The sequence below is a fragment of the Streptomyces sp. f51 genome, from assembly GCF_037940415.1.
In the GTDB taxonomy this organism is placed as follows: domain Bacteria; phylum Actinomycetota; class Actinomycetes; order Streptomycetales; family Streptomycetaceae; genus Streptomyces.
The window spans coordinates 4,233,348-4,246,474 of the sequence record NZ_CP149798.1; the positions used below are offsets into that span (position 1 = coordinate 4,233,348).

Below are 13,127 nucleotides of genomic sequence, written 5' to 3' on the forward strand. Positions count from 1 at the left end.
ACGGGGATGCGAGTGCGCGAGGACGGATCGGTACGTCGCTGGGTGCGCCGCAGGGTGGAGGCAGCCTCCGCCCGCGGTGACTCCGGCATGACCGCGATCGAGTTCGTGCTGCTCACTCCGGTGCTCTTCTTCATGATCTTCGCGACCGTGCAGTTCGCGCTGTACTTCTTCGCGGACCATGTCGCCCAGGCGGCGGCCCAGGCGGGCGCCCGCAAGGCCCGCGCCACCGCGGACGCGCAGCCGGGCGCGTGGCGGGGCGAGGCGGGTGACGTGGTCGACAGCTACATCCGCCAGCTCGGCCCGAAGCTGGTGCTGTCGCCCGACGTGACGATGCTCCAGCCGGAGCCGGACACCGTGGGCGTCGAGATCACGGCGAGGGTGCCGGCGGTCTTCCCCGGACTGGACCTGACGGTGCACGCGCGGTCGGCGGGGCCGGTGGAGAGGTTCGTGAAGGAGGAGAGGCCGTGAGGGGGGCGAGGGGTCTGTCCGTGGTCGTCCGCGACCGCATCTGCTGGCGGCCGGGCCGGGACCGGGGGCTGTCCACCATCGAGGTGGTGATACTCGCGCCGGTGATGATCCTGTTCATCCTGGTGCTGGTGGCGTTCGGGCAACTGGTCAACGGACGCGGCGCGTTGGACGGCGCGGCCAGGGACGCGGCGCGGGCCGGGTCGATCCAGAAGGACCACGCGACCGCCATGGCGGAGGCGCGGAAGGCCGCCGAGGCCGACCTCGGGGACGTCTGCTCGGGCCCGGTGAGCGTGACGCAGACCAGCGCGGGCTTCGAGCCGGACACGCTGTTCACCGTCGAGGTGAGCTGCGCGGTGCGGGGGCTCGCGATGATCGGCCTCGATGTGCCGACCACCCTGGAGTCGTCGTTCAGCTCTCCCCTCGACCCGTTCCGGAGGACGGCATGACGACGGGGTCCGTGGTACGGGGCTGGGGAGCGCGGCGGTGGGCGCGGCTCGACGACCGGGGCTCGGGCGCCGGTGCGGTGATCATCTTCGCGCTCGTGTTCCTGTCGCTCTCGGCGTTCGTGATCGACGGCGGGATGTCCATCTCGAAGCGGGAGCGCGCGGCCGACATCGCCGAACAGGCGGCCCGTTACGCGGCCCAGGACATCGACCTCGAATCCCTCTACGAGAACCGGAACGGCCCGGCTCCCATCAACTTCGAGGACTGCGGCGCCCGGGTGAAGGCGTTCGCCCGCGAGATGGGCATGTCCGGCGCGGACGTCGCGGCGACCCACTGTGTGAGCGCCGACGCCGAACAGGTCGAGGTCGAGGTCCAGTTGACCTATTCACCGGTCTTCACGGGCATGTTCTACGGCGGAGACGTGACGGTCCACGGACGAGCGGTGGCGGAGAACGAGGTGGGCTGAGTCCTGGTGCCGGCGGCGATCACCGAGGCGGTCGGCGGGCAGGGGTGCCGTCGCCCTTGGCCAGGTCGGCCGTACCGCCGGGCCCGGAGGCTCAGTCCATGACGACGCCGAGATCCCGCGTGAGGATCTCCCTCACCTTCGCCTCCGGCACTTCCGGCACTTCGTACCGGACCTTCCTGACCCGCGCGAGGAAGTCCGCGGGCAGGGAGAGGTGGTACTTGGAGAGGTAGTACGGAAGATCCTGGCGCCAGAGCCAGACCCCGTCCGTACAGAGCGACCCGATGCCGGACAGGACCGGGGCATCGGCGTCGGGGTCCAGGACATCAGGTCCCGCACTCATCTCGGCCCAGATCCGGACGCCCCGCCCGAGATAACCGATGACCTCCGCCTCGTCCGGGTCGCCGACGGGACGCACGAAGTCCCGCATGAGTCCGCCGAGGGGGAGCCCCCAACCGGGATCGAGCTCGGAGAAGAACCCCACGGGCCGGATCACATCCGTACCTCGGTCACGTCCTGGTTTCTCGGAGGCCGACGTCACGCGTCGAACCTCCGGTCGTCACTCTGCCCGCCGCACTCCGGGCCGTCGGAAACGGCCGTCACGGCGACGGTCTGCCGTCCGGCTGATTCGTCCCGCCCTGCTTCTGCGTCTTCACGCCCTCGGAGACTTCCTTCGCCAGCTCGTCGTCGAGTTTCTTGAACTCCCGGACCACCGCGTCGGACATCTTCGCCAGGGCGTCGAGGGACTGGCCGATGTCCTCGCGGCCGTCCTCCCAGCCGGACTCGAAGTCCTCCAGGGCGTCGTGGACGGTGTGGTCGCCGAGGTCGTCCCTGTACGACTCGAAGAGCTTCTTGGTGTGGTTCAGCCGGGTCTTGATGTCCCGCAGCCGGTCGCCGTAGTCCTCCAGCTCGCTCAGCGGGAGCGCGAGGTCGCTCTTGCCGCCACCACCCATGCCGGTTTCCCCTCCTGGAGTCCCGAAGTCCCGGTCAGACGAACCGGAACGTGCCGGTCACCGCGTCGAAGATGTCGTGGAAGGCCTCGGCCAGGTCGAGCACCGGGCTGGCTCCGGAGACGAGAACGACCTTGTCGGTGGTTCCCGGGACCGGGATGTACGTCTGGGTCAGCACCATGCGAAGGGTACGGGTGTCGCCCTGCGCGACGGGTACGTCCTCGACGCCGAACGTGCGCGCGGCGAGGCCCACTTGAGGGATGTCGACGGTCGTCACCGTGCGCCAGGCGTCACCCTCGCGGCGCGCCGTGACCGTCCGCAGGCTCTCCGCGATCGCGCGCGGGTCGGTCGACAGCGCCACGCCCTGCTTGTTCTGGGCGCCCAGCACCGACACGGTGAGGGTCGCGGTCAGCGGAACGCCCTCGAAGTTCTCGGCCATGCAGCCCATGTACACGGCGCCGGAGTCGTACGCGTCCTTGGCCATCCTGCGCAGCACGGCCGCCAGATCGCCGCGGTACTCCGCGAGTTCGGGCACCTCGCGGATCCGCTCGTCGACGAGGCCCCGGACGGTCGCGTCCCGCCCTTCCGGACGGATGTCGAACTCCCACCAGGAGTCCGGGACGGACAGGGAGAAGCCCGAGGACAGACCCGGGCTCTCCGGCGAGGTGGAGCGTGTGGTCAAGGTCGGTTGCCTTCCTTCAGACAGCCCGGTGCGATCCGTCCGGGGCCGGCAGCCAGTCCAGCAGATCCTCGGACCGGGCGGGGGGATCGGCGTCCGTGGTGAGGGACACAGGAAGCCCCAGTCGGGCCGCGTTCGCCAGAACCTGAGGGGAGAGGACGGCCCGGGAGCCGCTCCGGACGTGACCGCTGAGGTCGAGCTGCACGGAGTGCCCCCGCTGCCGGATGTCCTGGATCCGTTGCAGGGCGGGGGAGACGAGCTCGGACAACTCGGCGACGAGTCCCTCGAATCCCCGCTCGGGCGAGCCGGTGACCTGGAGTGCCCAGCACCCCTCGTCGGGACGGAACGACGAACCGGCGGCCGGCTCCCGGACGAAGGTGGGAGCGATGCCCAACTCGGCGGTGATGTCGTGCGGTTTCAGGTTCCGCCCGGTGATGAGAAGGGCGACCTGGGGGGTTTCCCACGAAGGGGACAGTTCCATGGTGGGCCCTCACCGATCGCTGACGCTGGTCGTGACTGTGACGGGAACGCGGAGGGCGGCTGCCTTCCGAACGACCTCGGGGTCCAGTACGAACGTGGCTCCGCGGCCGACGAATCCGAAGAGGTCGAGACGGATGTCGTATCCCTGGAGGGCCAGTTCGGCCAGGGAGGAGGACCGAGGTTCCAGCCTGTCCAGGAGAGCTCGGAGTTGGTCCCCCACTCCTCCCGGCGACCTCTCGTGAACCTGGAGGATCCAGAGGCCGTCGTCGGACGAAGCCCGACCCGGCTGATCGCTTCCGGGGTGCTGGACCGTCGTCGGAGGCAGGGAGAGGGTCCGCGAGACGAAATCCGCGTCCAGATCGGCCTTTCGGACGACCAGTTTCACAGCAGTTTCGACCCAGGGTCCTTCGCTGTGGGTGTAGTCCATCTGGTATTTCTCCTCAGAGGATTTCACGGCACGCCGCCCAGTGTACATTCCCCATGCCAGGCTTGAGCAGGTCGGATATAGTCGTGCGCTCTGCGACGGTCGTCGAATTCTCGAAAACGCTGAAACTTCCGCCCATCGATCCTGTGGGTGCCGCCAGTGTGTAGTTGGGTACGACGTCGCCCTCATGTGCCGTGTGCAGCGCACTTCCCGGGTACACGCCTGCCTCCACCGCAAGTCCGTCGAGGCCCGGCAGGCGTTCGCCGTGGTCCACGTAGAAGGAGAGCGAGCTGCCCTTGGGCACGGTGAACGTCCCGGCCCCCTCTTCCAGGAAGCCGTGGCCCGCGAGAACGGTTTCGTCGGTTCTGCCGCCTTGGAATACGCGAGTCGCGTAGTAATGACCCTGTTCTGATGTGTAGGTCTTTTTTGAGAGCTGTGGGCCGAGGTTGCGTAGCGCGTCCTTGATTGCCTCCGGAGAAGGCAGCGGGCTTCCGGATCCGCGTGCCGACATCCTGGCGAGCCAGGATCCGTCGAATCCGCGGAACACGTTTCGTGCGGAGCCTCCGAGATTCCTGGCGCCGTTCGCGAGATTCTTCAGCCCCCCGCCGATGCCCTTCGTGAAGGCGCCGCCGAGGGCGCGCAGGCCGCCCAGTTTCCAGAGTTTGCCCATCTTGGCGATGCTCGTGAAGCCCTTGGTGGCGGGGATGCAGTCGAGGACCGCGAAGATCAGATCGCCCCAGCCCGCCTGGCCGTTGAGCATCTTTCTCACCGTGTCCGCGAGCACGACCAGAGCCGCCGCGAAGACCAGCCAGCCCAGCGGGCCGCCCACGATCATCACGATGATGCCGACGATCGTCACGACCCACTTGCACACCGTGACGATCTCGTCCCAGTGGTCGGAGACCCAGTCGAGGGGCTCCTCCCACCAGTGGCGGTTGTGGATGCCGGCGTCCGACGCCTCGTGCAGCTTCTTGACCGTGCGCCGGGCGGCCTCCTCGCGCAGCCCCTTCGCGTGTGCGGCCAGCTTCTTCGCCGCGTCCAGCAGGCCCTGGGCGTCGTCCACGTCCTTGCGGGCGGCGGTCTGCCGCTCCCTGGCGTGCTGGGCGTCCCGGGTCGCGCGGCGGACGTCGGCCTCGTCCGGCGGGGGCACGTCCTTGCCGGGATGCTTGGCCGGGTCGTAGGAGTCGGCCTTCGCCGTGGCCGTGTGCACCCAGTCGTCGGCGCCGGAGAGCGCGGTGTTCGCCGTGGACAGGTCCTGGCGGGCCTTGCGGCCGTCGCGCAGCGCCCTGTCCGCCTTCTGCTGGGCGTCGTCCAGGTCGGGCCAGTACGAGGCGAGCGCGTCGCCCGCGATGCCGTAGGACTTCTTGAGCTTCTTCAGCTGCCCGGGGACGTCCTCGAACTCCGAGGCGAAGGAGTCCGCCGTCCTGCCCGCCCACTTCAGGACCGCGTCGTCGTGGGCCAGCCCCTTGACGTCCCGCAGGATGTCCGAGACGTCGTCGGCGAAGTCGTGCAGCGAGGCCGCGAGTTTGCGCACGCGTTGCGGGTCGCCCGGCGTCGGGTCCTGGTCCAGGTCGAGTATGTGCCAGTCCGTCGGCCTGTTCGACACGTGTTCCCCCGTAACACCCGCAACCTCTGCATCAGAACGTACGTGTGAACGTATCGCGCCGCTCGTTGCGAGTGGAACGCCGAACAGGGCTGCGTAGAGGGGCTGTTACGTACGGGGTGTGCCGACCGTCCCGGTGCGTATGGCCTGGAGGAGGTGGCCGACGGGGGTGGGGGCGGTGGTCAGGACGATGCCGGGGTCGTCGGATTCGCGGAGGTGCAGGGCCGCGCGGGTGGAGGCGAGTTCGACGCAGGAGTCGCCGTCGCCGGGCCCCGAGAAGGACGACTTCTGCCAGTTGTCAGGGGTGGTCATGGGTGCCTCTCACAGCTCCTTGGTCAACCTGTGGACGAAGTCGCGGGACCGGTCGGAGTCCAGCGACACGTCCCCGACTTTATGGAAGAGCGTGCGATACGCGTTGAGTTGGGCCTCGGAGTCGATGAACGCCGCGCCCTGGGGAGCGTCGCGCACGACGGTGTCCAGCTTGGGCGCGGTGCCTCCCGCGTAGGTCATGGCGCTCGCCGCGCCGCCGAAGCCCTCCAGGTCGAAGGGGATGACGCGCACGGTGATGTGGTCGGCCTCGCAGAGGTCGAGCACATGGGTGAGTTGGGCACGGGACGTGGCACGGTCGCCGACCATGATGCGCAGCGCGGCCTCGTGCACGATGCCGTCGTACCGCTTGGGGGCGGGGCCTTCGAGCAGTTCCTGGCGCTGCATGCGGTGCTGCACGCGCAACTCCACCTCGTCGAGCGGAAGTTCCGGTACCCGGTAGGAGAAGACCGCGCGCGCGTACCGCTCCGTCTGGAGGAGGCCGGGGATGTGGAGGAACTGGACGTCCCGCAGGAACGTCGCGTGGTGTTCCAGCTCGGCGAGGTCGAGGAACGGGGTGGGCAGCGAGCCGCGGTACGGCTCCCACCACCCGCGTGTCCTGTCGGTGGCCATGGAGACCAGGGCCTCCACGAACGCCTCGTCCGTGCAGACGTACTGTGCCGCGAGCCGGCGTAAGCGTTTCTCGCTCACGCCCGCGAGGCCGGCTTCGATCTGGCTGATCTGCGCGGGGCTCACGCCGAGGAGCGTGGCCGCTTCCCGCGACGCGAGCCCCGCCGCCTCCCGGAGCCGCCGCAGTTCGGCCGCCAGCCGCAGCTGACGTGCTGTCGGGTCACGCCTCAATGCCATCGGCTTCCCCTCTCGGCGTACCCACGAAGGTGACGTTCGGGGGGCAGATTACGCGACCGCCACGAGGCATCTAAAGAGTTAGGGCTACGTTCGGTCACCCAGGCGTCACTCTGAGAGGCACGGAACCAATCCATGTCCTGGTGTGGGTTTTCCGGCGACAGGTCCGGGTCGTCAGCGCCAGTCGCGCCGGCCGCCGGAGAACGCCCTCGATCGCCATGGGCGGAGCTGGACCATGGCGCCGCTGTCGAGACCCTCTTGTGGATGTTGTGAAAGGTGTGCGGGGTCAACGTGGGTGGCGGGGGGCAGGGTGATGGGGTAACTCGGGTGGCCCGGGCGGTTGGTGGGGGAACGGGTTGGGTGGTGGCGGTGCCGTCCGTTCGGGCTTCGACACCCTCCTTAGACTCTCAGTAGGCTCGGTTCACCCCCGAACTCGCGCCCTCCCCATACGACCCCAGGACACCCGCCATGGCCCGACGCACCAACTCCAGTCCGACGGGCGGCTCGCCGGGTCCGAGGAATCGGACGCCGCAGCCCCTGCCCCGGCGTCGCCGGACGATCGGGGACTTCGCGAAGGCGTTCGGGGCGTTCGCCGCCCTGCTGGTGCTGCTCGTCGGCGTGCCCGCGGCGCTCGTGGTCGCCGTGGGCCGCCCGCTGCCGCACGGGGCTCCCTCGCTGGACTGGCTCCAGCAGGAGATCACCGTCGGCACGTTCATCCATGTGCTGACCGTCATCGTCTGGTTCGCGTGGGCGCAGTTCGCCGCGTGCGTCCTCGTCGAGATGAAGGCCGCGCTGTCCGGTGTCGGCCTGCCCAACCGCGTACCGGGTTCCGGGCCGAGCCAGTTGCTGGCCCGTCAGCTCGTCGCGGCCCTGCTCCTCGTCGGCGCCACCGCCGCGAGCTTCACCCCGGGGCTCTCCCAGCTCGGGCACGGCCCGGAGGCCGGCCGGCAGGGCTCCGTCGCCGCCGCCCAGCAGACCCCCGGACTGTTCGCGCAGCAGGAGCGGGCCGCCGCCGGAGCCGCCGCCGCGGTCGCCGAGCAGGCCGCCGACGCCGCGTCCCGGGCCGCGTCCCAGGCGGACGGCGGCGCCTCCGCCCGGCACGGCGACACGAAGTTCTACCGGATCCAGCCCCCCGAGGGCCGCCACCACGACTCGCTCTGGGAGATCGCGCAGCGCCACCTCGGCGACGGGCGCCGGTACAAGGAGATCTACGAGCTCAACAAGGACCGTACGCAGCCCGACGGGTCCAAGCTGTCCGAGGCCAGTCTCATCAGGCCCGGCTGGATCATGGAGATGCCCGGCGACGCCCACGGCGGCGAGCTCGTCGAGATGCCCGACGCGAAGCCCGGGATCCCGGAGCAGGTCCGGCAGCAGATCCACGACTACGCGAACACCGGCGACCAGCGGCAGGCGGACGGCCGGCAGGGCAGTCAGAGCGGGCAGGGCGAGCAGAGCGGTCGTAGCGACCAGGACACCGCGCAGTTCCGCGTTCCCCAGCAGCGGGTCGGCGGCGAGCACGGTCAGGAGCGTGAGGGCGCCTCCTCCGACGAGGTCTCCGTGAACGCGCGCGACGGACACGGTACGCGGTCGGCCTCCGCGGGGAGCGGCTCCTCCTTCGGCCTGCCCGACGCCCTCCTCGGCGCACCCCTGCTCGCCGCGGGCCTCCTCGGCGCGCTCGGCCGGCGCCGCCGTCAGGCCCTGTGGCAATCGGCGCTCGGCGCGGTCGGCGGGCGGCGCGGCATGGAGCCGCCGGTCCCGACGGGATCCGCCGCGGACGCCCAGGACGCGCTGCTCGTCGGCGCCGACCCCGAGGCCGTACGCCTCCTCGATCTGTCGCTGCGCGGACTCGCGGCCGCCCTGGCCGCCGAATCGCGCCCGCTGCCGACCGTCTACGCGGCCTGGCTCGGCGGCAACGGCGATCTGCACCTCCAGCTCGCCCAGCCCGCAGGAAAGCCGCCCGCGCCGTGGCGGCTCGGCCAGGACCAGACGTTCTGGATGCTGACACGCGCGGACGCCGAGCGGTACGAAGAGGTCGACACCGCCGCCCCGTACCCGGGCCTCGTCAGCCTCGGCACCATGGACGACTCGCGGCTGCTGCTCAATCTGGAGGCCGTGCCCGGCATCGTCTCCCTGAGCGGCGGCGCGGCCGACCGCGCGGGCGTCTTCGCCTCCGTCGCCGCCGAACTGGCCACCAACGGCTGGTCGGACCGCATGACGATCACCCTCGTCGGCTTCGGCGAGGACCTGACCCCGCTCGCGCCCAACCGGCTGCGCCACCTCGACGGCGTCGAGGCCCTCGTCGAGACCATGGAGGCCGAGACGCGGCAGCGGCGCGGCGCGCTGGGCGCCGCCGGACACGACTCCGTGCTCACCGGCCGCACCGGGCCCGCCCAGCACACCCGTTGGGCCCCACACCTGGTCCTCCTGGCCGCCGAACCCTCCCCGGTCGACGCCCTCAGGCTCGCCGAACTCGCCGCGGACGCCGGTCGGTTGGGCATCGGCTATCTCGTCGGGACCGAGTCCGGTGAACTCCCCGGCGCGGCCTGGGAGATGGAGATCACCTCCGAGGGGCGGCTGCTCGCGCCGCTCCTCGGCCTCGAACTCGACGCGCAGCTGCTGCCGGTCGCCCAGCAGCGGGCGGTCGTGGAACTCTTCGTCGAGGCGGACCCGGAGGGCGGGCCCGACGACCCGACCGACTCCCCGCCGTTCCTCGTCGACATCAGCGAACAGGGCCGGCCGGCCGTGTACGCGCGGCTCGTGGGCCCGTACGAGATCATCGGCCTGGACACGCCCGAGGGCGAGCGCAGTCCGCTGCTGCACGAGGCGCTGGCGCTGCTCCTGCTGCACCGTGAAGGAGTGCACCCGCGGGTGCTGTCCTCCGCGCTGTGGCCGCGCGGAGTCACCGACGACGTCCGCGACGCGCTCGTCGAGCGGCTGCGCGGCTGGCTCGGCGACGACCCCGACGGCACGCCCCGCCTCGGCGTCGACGCGACCGGACGGCTCACGCTCGCCAAGTCCGTCGTCTCGGACCTGGACGTACTGCGCTCGCTCTATCACGAGGCGACGCAGGGCAGGGGCGCCGACAGCCGGGTCGTCCGCGGGCGCCTGCTCACCGACGCGCTCGTCCTCGTCCGCGGCCAGCTGCTCGCGGACCGTCCCGAAGGCCGTTACGGCTGGCTCACCCACGAGATCATCGACGCCCAACTGCCGCTGCTCGTGGCGGACATCGGGCTCGCGCTGTCCGCCTTCCATCTGGAGAAGGACCGGGCGGAGAAGGCGATCGAGGCCCTGGACGCGTCGATGAACTCGGCGCCGGCGGACGAGCGGCTGTGGAACGAACTGCTGCGCGCGACGCACGCGACCGGGGACGAGGGCAGGGTGAAGCGGCTCGCCGCGGACCTGGTGGCCCGCAGCGGCGCCCGGGGGCTGCCGCCCCGGACGGAGGCGCTGCTCGACGAACTCCTGCCGACCTGGCGAAGCGGAACGGCGGCGGTGAGCTGACGCTCGGCCCTTGGCCCGACCGCACCCCGGCCGCTCACGCGTCCGGACGGCGCGACTCACCGGCCACTCTCCGCCGGACGGTGCGACTCACCGCCCGGCCCGGCCGGTACACCGGACTCTTGGGGGAACGTGTGGATCTCGATCTCTGGGTCGTCGTCGCCGCCGCGCTGTGGGGCGCGGCGGCGGGGCTTCTGGTGCCCCGGCCCGCCTACCGCTTCGCCGTCGACCCGGACGAGCCGTGGCGGGACCGCTGTCCCGAAGGGCGGCCGATCACCGGGGCCGCGCGCGGATGGCTCGGGCCGGCCCGATCCCCGGGCGGAACCCGTTACGGCCCCAGCGTCCTCCTCGTCGCGCCGGTCACCGCCCTGCTCTGCGCGGGGCTCGCCCTCGCCACCGGTACACGTCCCGAGCTGGGCGTCTGGCTGCTGCTCGCGCCGCTGGGCGTTCTGCTCGCGGTGGTGGACTTCCGGGTGCAGCGGCTGCCGGACCCGCTGACCCTGCCGCTCGCGGCGGCGGCGCTGGTACTGCTGGGGGCGGCCGCCCTGCTGCCCGAACACGCGGGGGAGTGGCTGACGGCGCTCCTGGGGGCGCTCGTGCTCGGCGGCGCGTTCTTCGTGCTTTTCCTCGTCAACCCGAACGGCATGGGCTTCGGCGACGTGAAACTCGCCCTCGGTCTCGGCGCGGTGCTCGGCTGGTACGGGTGGAGCGTGGTCGTCCTGGGCACCTTCGCCGGGTTCCTGTTCGGCGGGCTGTACGGGCTGGCGCTGGTGATCGCGCGGCGTGCGGGGCGCAGGACGTCGATCCCGTTCGGCCCGTTCCTGATCGCCGGGGCGTACATGGGCCTGCTGATCGGGGCCTACGCGGCCTGACGCCCGTCCGGGTCGGCGGGCCGGGTCACCCGCGGGCCGGGCCGGGTCGGCGGGCCGGTGTCGGTGGGCTGGCGTCGGCCGCTGCGGTGAGCTGGCGTAGGGTGGTTGAGTCTGTCCACAACCCTTACGAAAGGGACGCTCCCGGTGACCGAGAAGGCCGACCTTCAGTCCGTGCTGGACCGTGCCGCAGAGGGTGGGCGGATCACCCCGGAGGAGGCGCTCGTCCTCTACCGCGATGCCCCGCTGCACGCGCTCGGCGCCGCCGCCGACGCCGTACGCCGCCGCAGGTACGCGGGTACGGAGCACATCGCGACGTACATCATCGAGCGCAACATCAACTACACGAACGTGTGCGTCACGGCGTGCAAGTTCTGCGCCTTCTACGCGGCCCCCAAGGACACCGCCAAGGGCTGGACGCGCGACCTCGACGACATCCTGCGCCGCTGCGCGGAGACCGTCGAACTCGGCGGCACGCAGATCATGTTCCAGGGCGGACACCACCCGGACTACGGCGTCGAGTACTACGAGAAGCACTTCGCCGCGATCAAGGGCGCCTACCCCGAGCTGGTCATCCACTCCCTCGGTGCCTCCGAGGTCGAGCACATGGCCCGCATCTCCAAGGTGAGCGTCGAGGAGGCCATTCAGCGGATCCACGCGGCCGGTCTCGACTCCTTCGCCGGTGCGGGCGCCGAACTGCTCCCGGCCCGCCCGCGCAAGGCGATCGCCCCGCTCAAGGAGAGTGGCGAGCGCTGGCTGGAGATCATGGAGATCGCGCACGGGCTGGGCGTCGAGTCGACGTCCACCATGCTGATGGGTACCGGCGAGACCAACGCCGAGCGCATCGAGCACCTGCGGATGATCCGTGACGTACAGGACCGGACGGGCGGCTTCCGCGCGTTCATCCCGTACACCTACCAGCCCGAGAACAACCACCTGAAGGGCCGTACTCAGGCGACGCTCTTCGAGTACCTGCGGATGATCGCGATCGCGCGTCTGTTCCTGGACAACGTGGCGCACATCCAGGGCTCCTGGCTGACCACCGGCAAGGAGGTCGGCCAGCTCTCCCTGCACTACGGCGCGGACGACCTCGGCTCGATCATGCTGGAGGAGAACGTCGTCTCCTCCGCCGGCGCCAAGCACCGCTCCAACCGCATGGAGATCATCGACCTGATCCGCAAGGCGGACCGGGTCCCCGCCCAGCGGACCACGACGTACGAGCACATCGTCGTCCACGGCGACCCGGCGAACGACCCGGTGGACGAGCGCGTCATGTCCCACATCTCCTCGACGGCGATCGAGGGCGGCACGGCGCACCCCGAGCTGAAGCTGCTGGCCTCCAACTAGCCGCGCCATGACGACACTTCACGTTGCCGAGGAGTCGGCCGGGACAGCGGTCCTGGTCGACGGCGCGGTCGTGGCCGCCATCGGCCCCTACGAGGATCTGGCCGCCGCCCACCCGAGCGCCAAGGTCCGGCGCTGGCCCGGCATCCTGACGCCGGGGCTGCTGAACCCGTACGGCCCCGAGCTCCTGGAGGCCACGTACCACCCGGACCCGCGCGAGGCCGAGGGCTTCGGCACCGAGCCCATCGGCGGGGAACGGGCCAAGCGGATCTTCCGCGCGGACCCCACACGCCTCGGCGCGAGCGCGCGGCGCGGGATCCAGCGGATGCTGGCGCACGGCACGGTGGCGGTGGCCGGCGAACTGCGGTCGCGCTCCGTGGCCGACGCGGTGCGCAGGGCCGGACTCGCGGTGGGACGGCGTCCCGACCGGCTCCCGGGGCCGCCCGCGCTGTCCCCCGCCCCGCTGATCCTGCTGCCGGCGCTGGCGCCGGGCGGCCCCGCCCGGTTCGCCGTGTTCGACGTCGCGGACCCTGCCGAACTGGTCAGGCGCGGTGCGGGGACCTGCGTGGCGACGGTGATCGGCGGGCGACTGGTGTACCGAGGCCGCTGACCACGGAGCCGGCTCGGCCTTCATACCGCACCGACGGTTCCGCCGGCCTCGCGCCGACCACTGCGCCGGCCTCGCGCCGACCACTGCGCCGGCCTCGCGCGGACCACTGCGCCGGCCTCGCGCGG

General features: G+C 71.2%; 15 protein-coding genes. 7 read left to right on the top strand and 8 right to left on the bottom strand.

Features of this window, described 5'->3' with window-relative positions; translation table 11 throughout:
- The first annotated feature begins 6 nt into the window (after positions 1–6).
- The 3 genes from WJM95_RS18505 to WJM95_RS18515 are packed head-to-tail and all read left to right on the top strand — an operon-like array spanning position 7 to position 1,378.
- Complete coding sequence (locus tag WJM95_RS18505; protein WP_339130825.1) at positions 7–468, top strand: TadE family protein; 462 nt, start codon at positions 7–9, stop codon at positions 466–468.
- 20 nt (positions 469–488) lie between these two features.
- A complete protein-coding gene (locus tag WJM95_RS18510; RefSeq protein WP_339135665.1) occupies positions 489–914 on the top strand; it encodes a TadE/TadG family type IV pilus assembly protein in 426 nt (141 codons plus the stop codon).
- Positions 911–1,378, top strand: coding sequence for a pilus assembly protein TadG-related protein (locus WJM95_RS18515; protein WP_339130826.1), 468 nt, complete (start codon positions 911–913; stop codon positions 1,376–1,378). The genes WJM95_RS18510 and WJM95_RS18515 overlap by 4 nt, the downstream gene beginning before the upstream one ends.
- Positions 1,379–1,469: 91 nt before the next feature.
- On the opposite strand, the gene WJM95_RS18520 is transcribed toward WJM95_RS18515, so the two are convergent.
- The 8 genes from WJM95_RS18520 to WJM95_RS18555 form a co-directional block, all read right to left on the bottom strand.
- A complete protein-coding gene (locus tag WJM95_RS18520) occupies positions 1,470–1,871 on the bottom strand; it encodes a hypothetical protein (RefSeq protein ID WP_339130827.1) in 402 nt (133 codons plus the stop codon).
- A gap of 103 nt (positions 1,872–1,974) precedes the next feature.
- A complete protein-coding gene (locus tag WJM95_RS18525) occupies positions 1,975–2,328 on the bottom strand; it encodes a hypothetical protein (RefSeq protein WP_339130828.1) in 354 nt (117 codons plus the stop codon).
- Positions 2,329–2,362: 34 nt separating this feature from the next.
- Positions 2,363–3,007, bottom strand: a complete 645-nt coding sequence (locus tag WJM95_RS18530; protein ID WP_339130829.1) for a hypothetical protein — start codon at positions 3,005–3,007, stop codon at positions 2,363–2,365.
- 16 nt (positions 3,008–3,023) lie between these two features.
- The gene (locus WJM95_RS18535) at positions 3,024–3,485 is read right to left on the bottom strand and encodes a DUF4279 domain-containing protein (RefSeq protein WP_339130830.1); all 462 of its coding nucleotides are present in this window, start codon (positions 3,483–3,485) and stop codon (positions 3,024–3,026) included.
- Between the two features lie 9 nt (positions 3,486–3,494).
- On the bottom strand, positions 3,495–3,911 hold the full coding sequence (locus WJM95_RS18540) for a DUF4279 domain-containing protein (protein WP_339130831.1): 417 nt from the start codon (positions 3,909–3,911) through the stop codon (positions 3,495–3,497).
- A 13-nt stretch (positions 3,912–3,924) separates the two neighbouring features.
- Positions 3,925–5,514: a putative adhesin gene (locus WJM95_RS18545; protein WP_339130832.1), complete on the bottom strand. Its 1,590-nt coding sequence runs from the start codon at positions 5,512–5,514 to the stop codon at positions 3,925–3,927.
- Between the two features lie 105 nt (positions 5,515–5,619).
- Positions 5,620–5,823: a DUF397 domain-containing protein gene (locus WJM95_RS18550; protein WP_339130833.1), complete on the bottom strand. Its 204-nt coding sequence runs from the start codon at positions 5,821–5,823 to the stop codon at positions 5,620–5,622.
- A 9-nt stretch (positions 5,824–5,832) separates the two neighbouring features.
- Positions 5,833–6,684 (bottom strand): helix-turn-helix transcriptional regulator, encoded by an 852-nt coding sequence (locus WJM95_RS18555; protein WP_339130834.1) that lies wholly within the window; start codon positions 6,682–6,684, stop codon positions 5,833–5,835.
- A 465-nt stretch (positions 6,685–7,149) separates the two neighbouring features.
- On the opposite strand from WJM95_RS18555, the gene WJM95_RS18560 reads away from it, so the two are divergent.
- The 4 genes from WJM95_RS18560 to WJM95_RS18575 all read left to right on the top strand — a co-directional run bounded on the left by WJM95_RS18560 (position 7,150) and on the right by WJM95_RS18575 (position 13,002).
- A complete protein-coding gene (locus WJM95_RS18560; protein ID WP_339130835.1) occupies positions 7,150–10,182 on the top strand; it encodes a BTAD domain-containing putative transcriptional regulator in 3,033 nt (1,010 codons plus the stop codon).
- Positions 10,183–10,313: 131 nt separating this feature from the next.
- Positions 10,314–11,051: an A24 family peptidase gene (locus WJM95_RS18565; RefSeq protein ID WP_339130836.1), complete on the top strand. Its 738-nt coding sequence runs from the start codon at positions 10,314–10,316 to the stop codon at positions 11,049–11,051.
- A 144-nt stretch (positions 11,052–11,195) separates the two neighbouring features.
- Positions 11,196–12,395: a cyclic dehypoxanthinyl futalosine synthase gene (gene mqnC / locus WJM95_RS18570; RefSeq protein ID WP_339130837.1), complete on the top strand. Its 1,200-nt coding sequence runs from the start codon at positions 11,196–11,198 to the stop codon at positions 12,393–12,395.
- A gap of 7 nt (positions 12,396–12,402) precedes the next feature.
- Entirely contained in the window at positions 12,403–13,002 is a 600-nt protein-coding gene (locus WJM95_RS18575) for a hypothetical protein (protein ID WP_339130838.1), read from the top strand.
- The last annotated feature ends 125 nt before the right edge of the window (positions 13,003–13,127 follow it).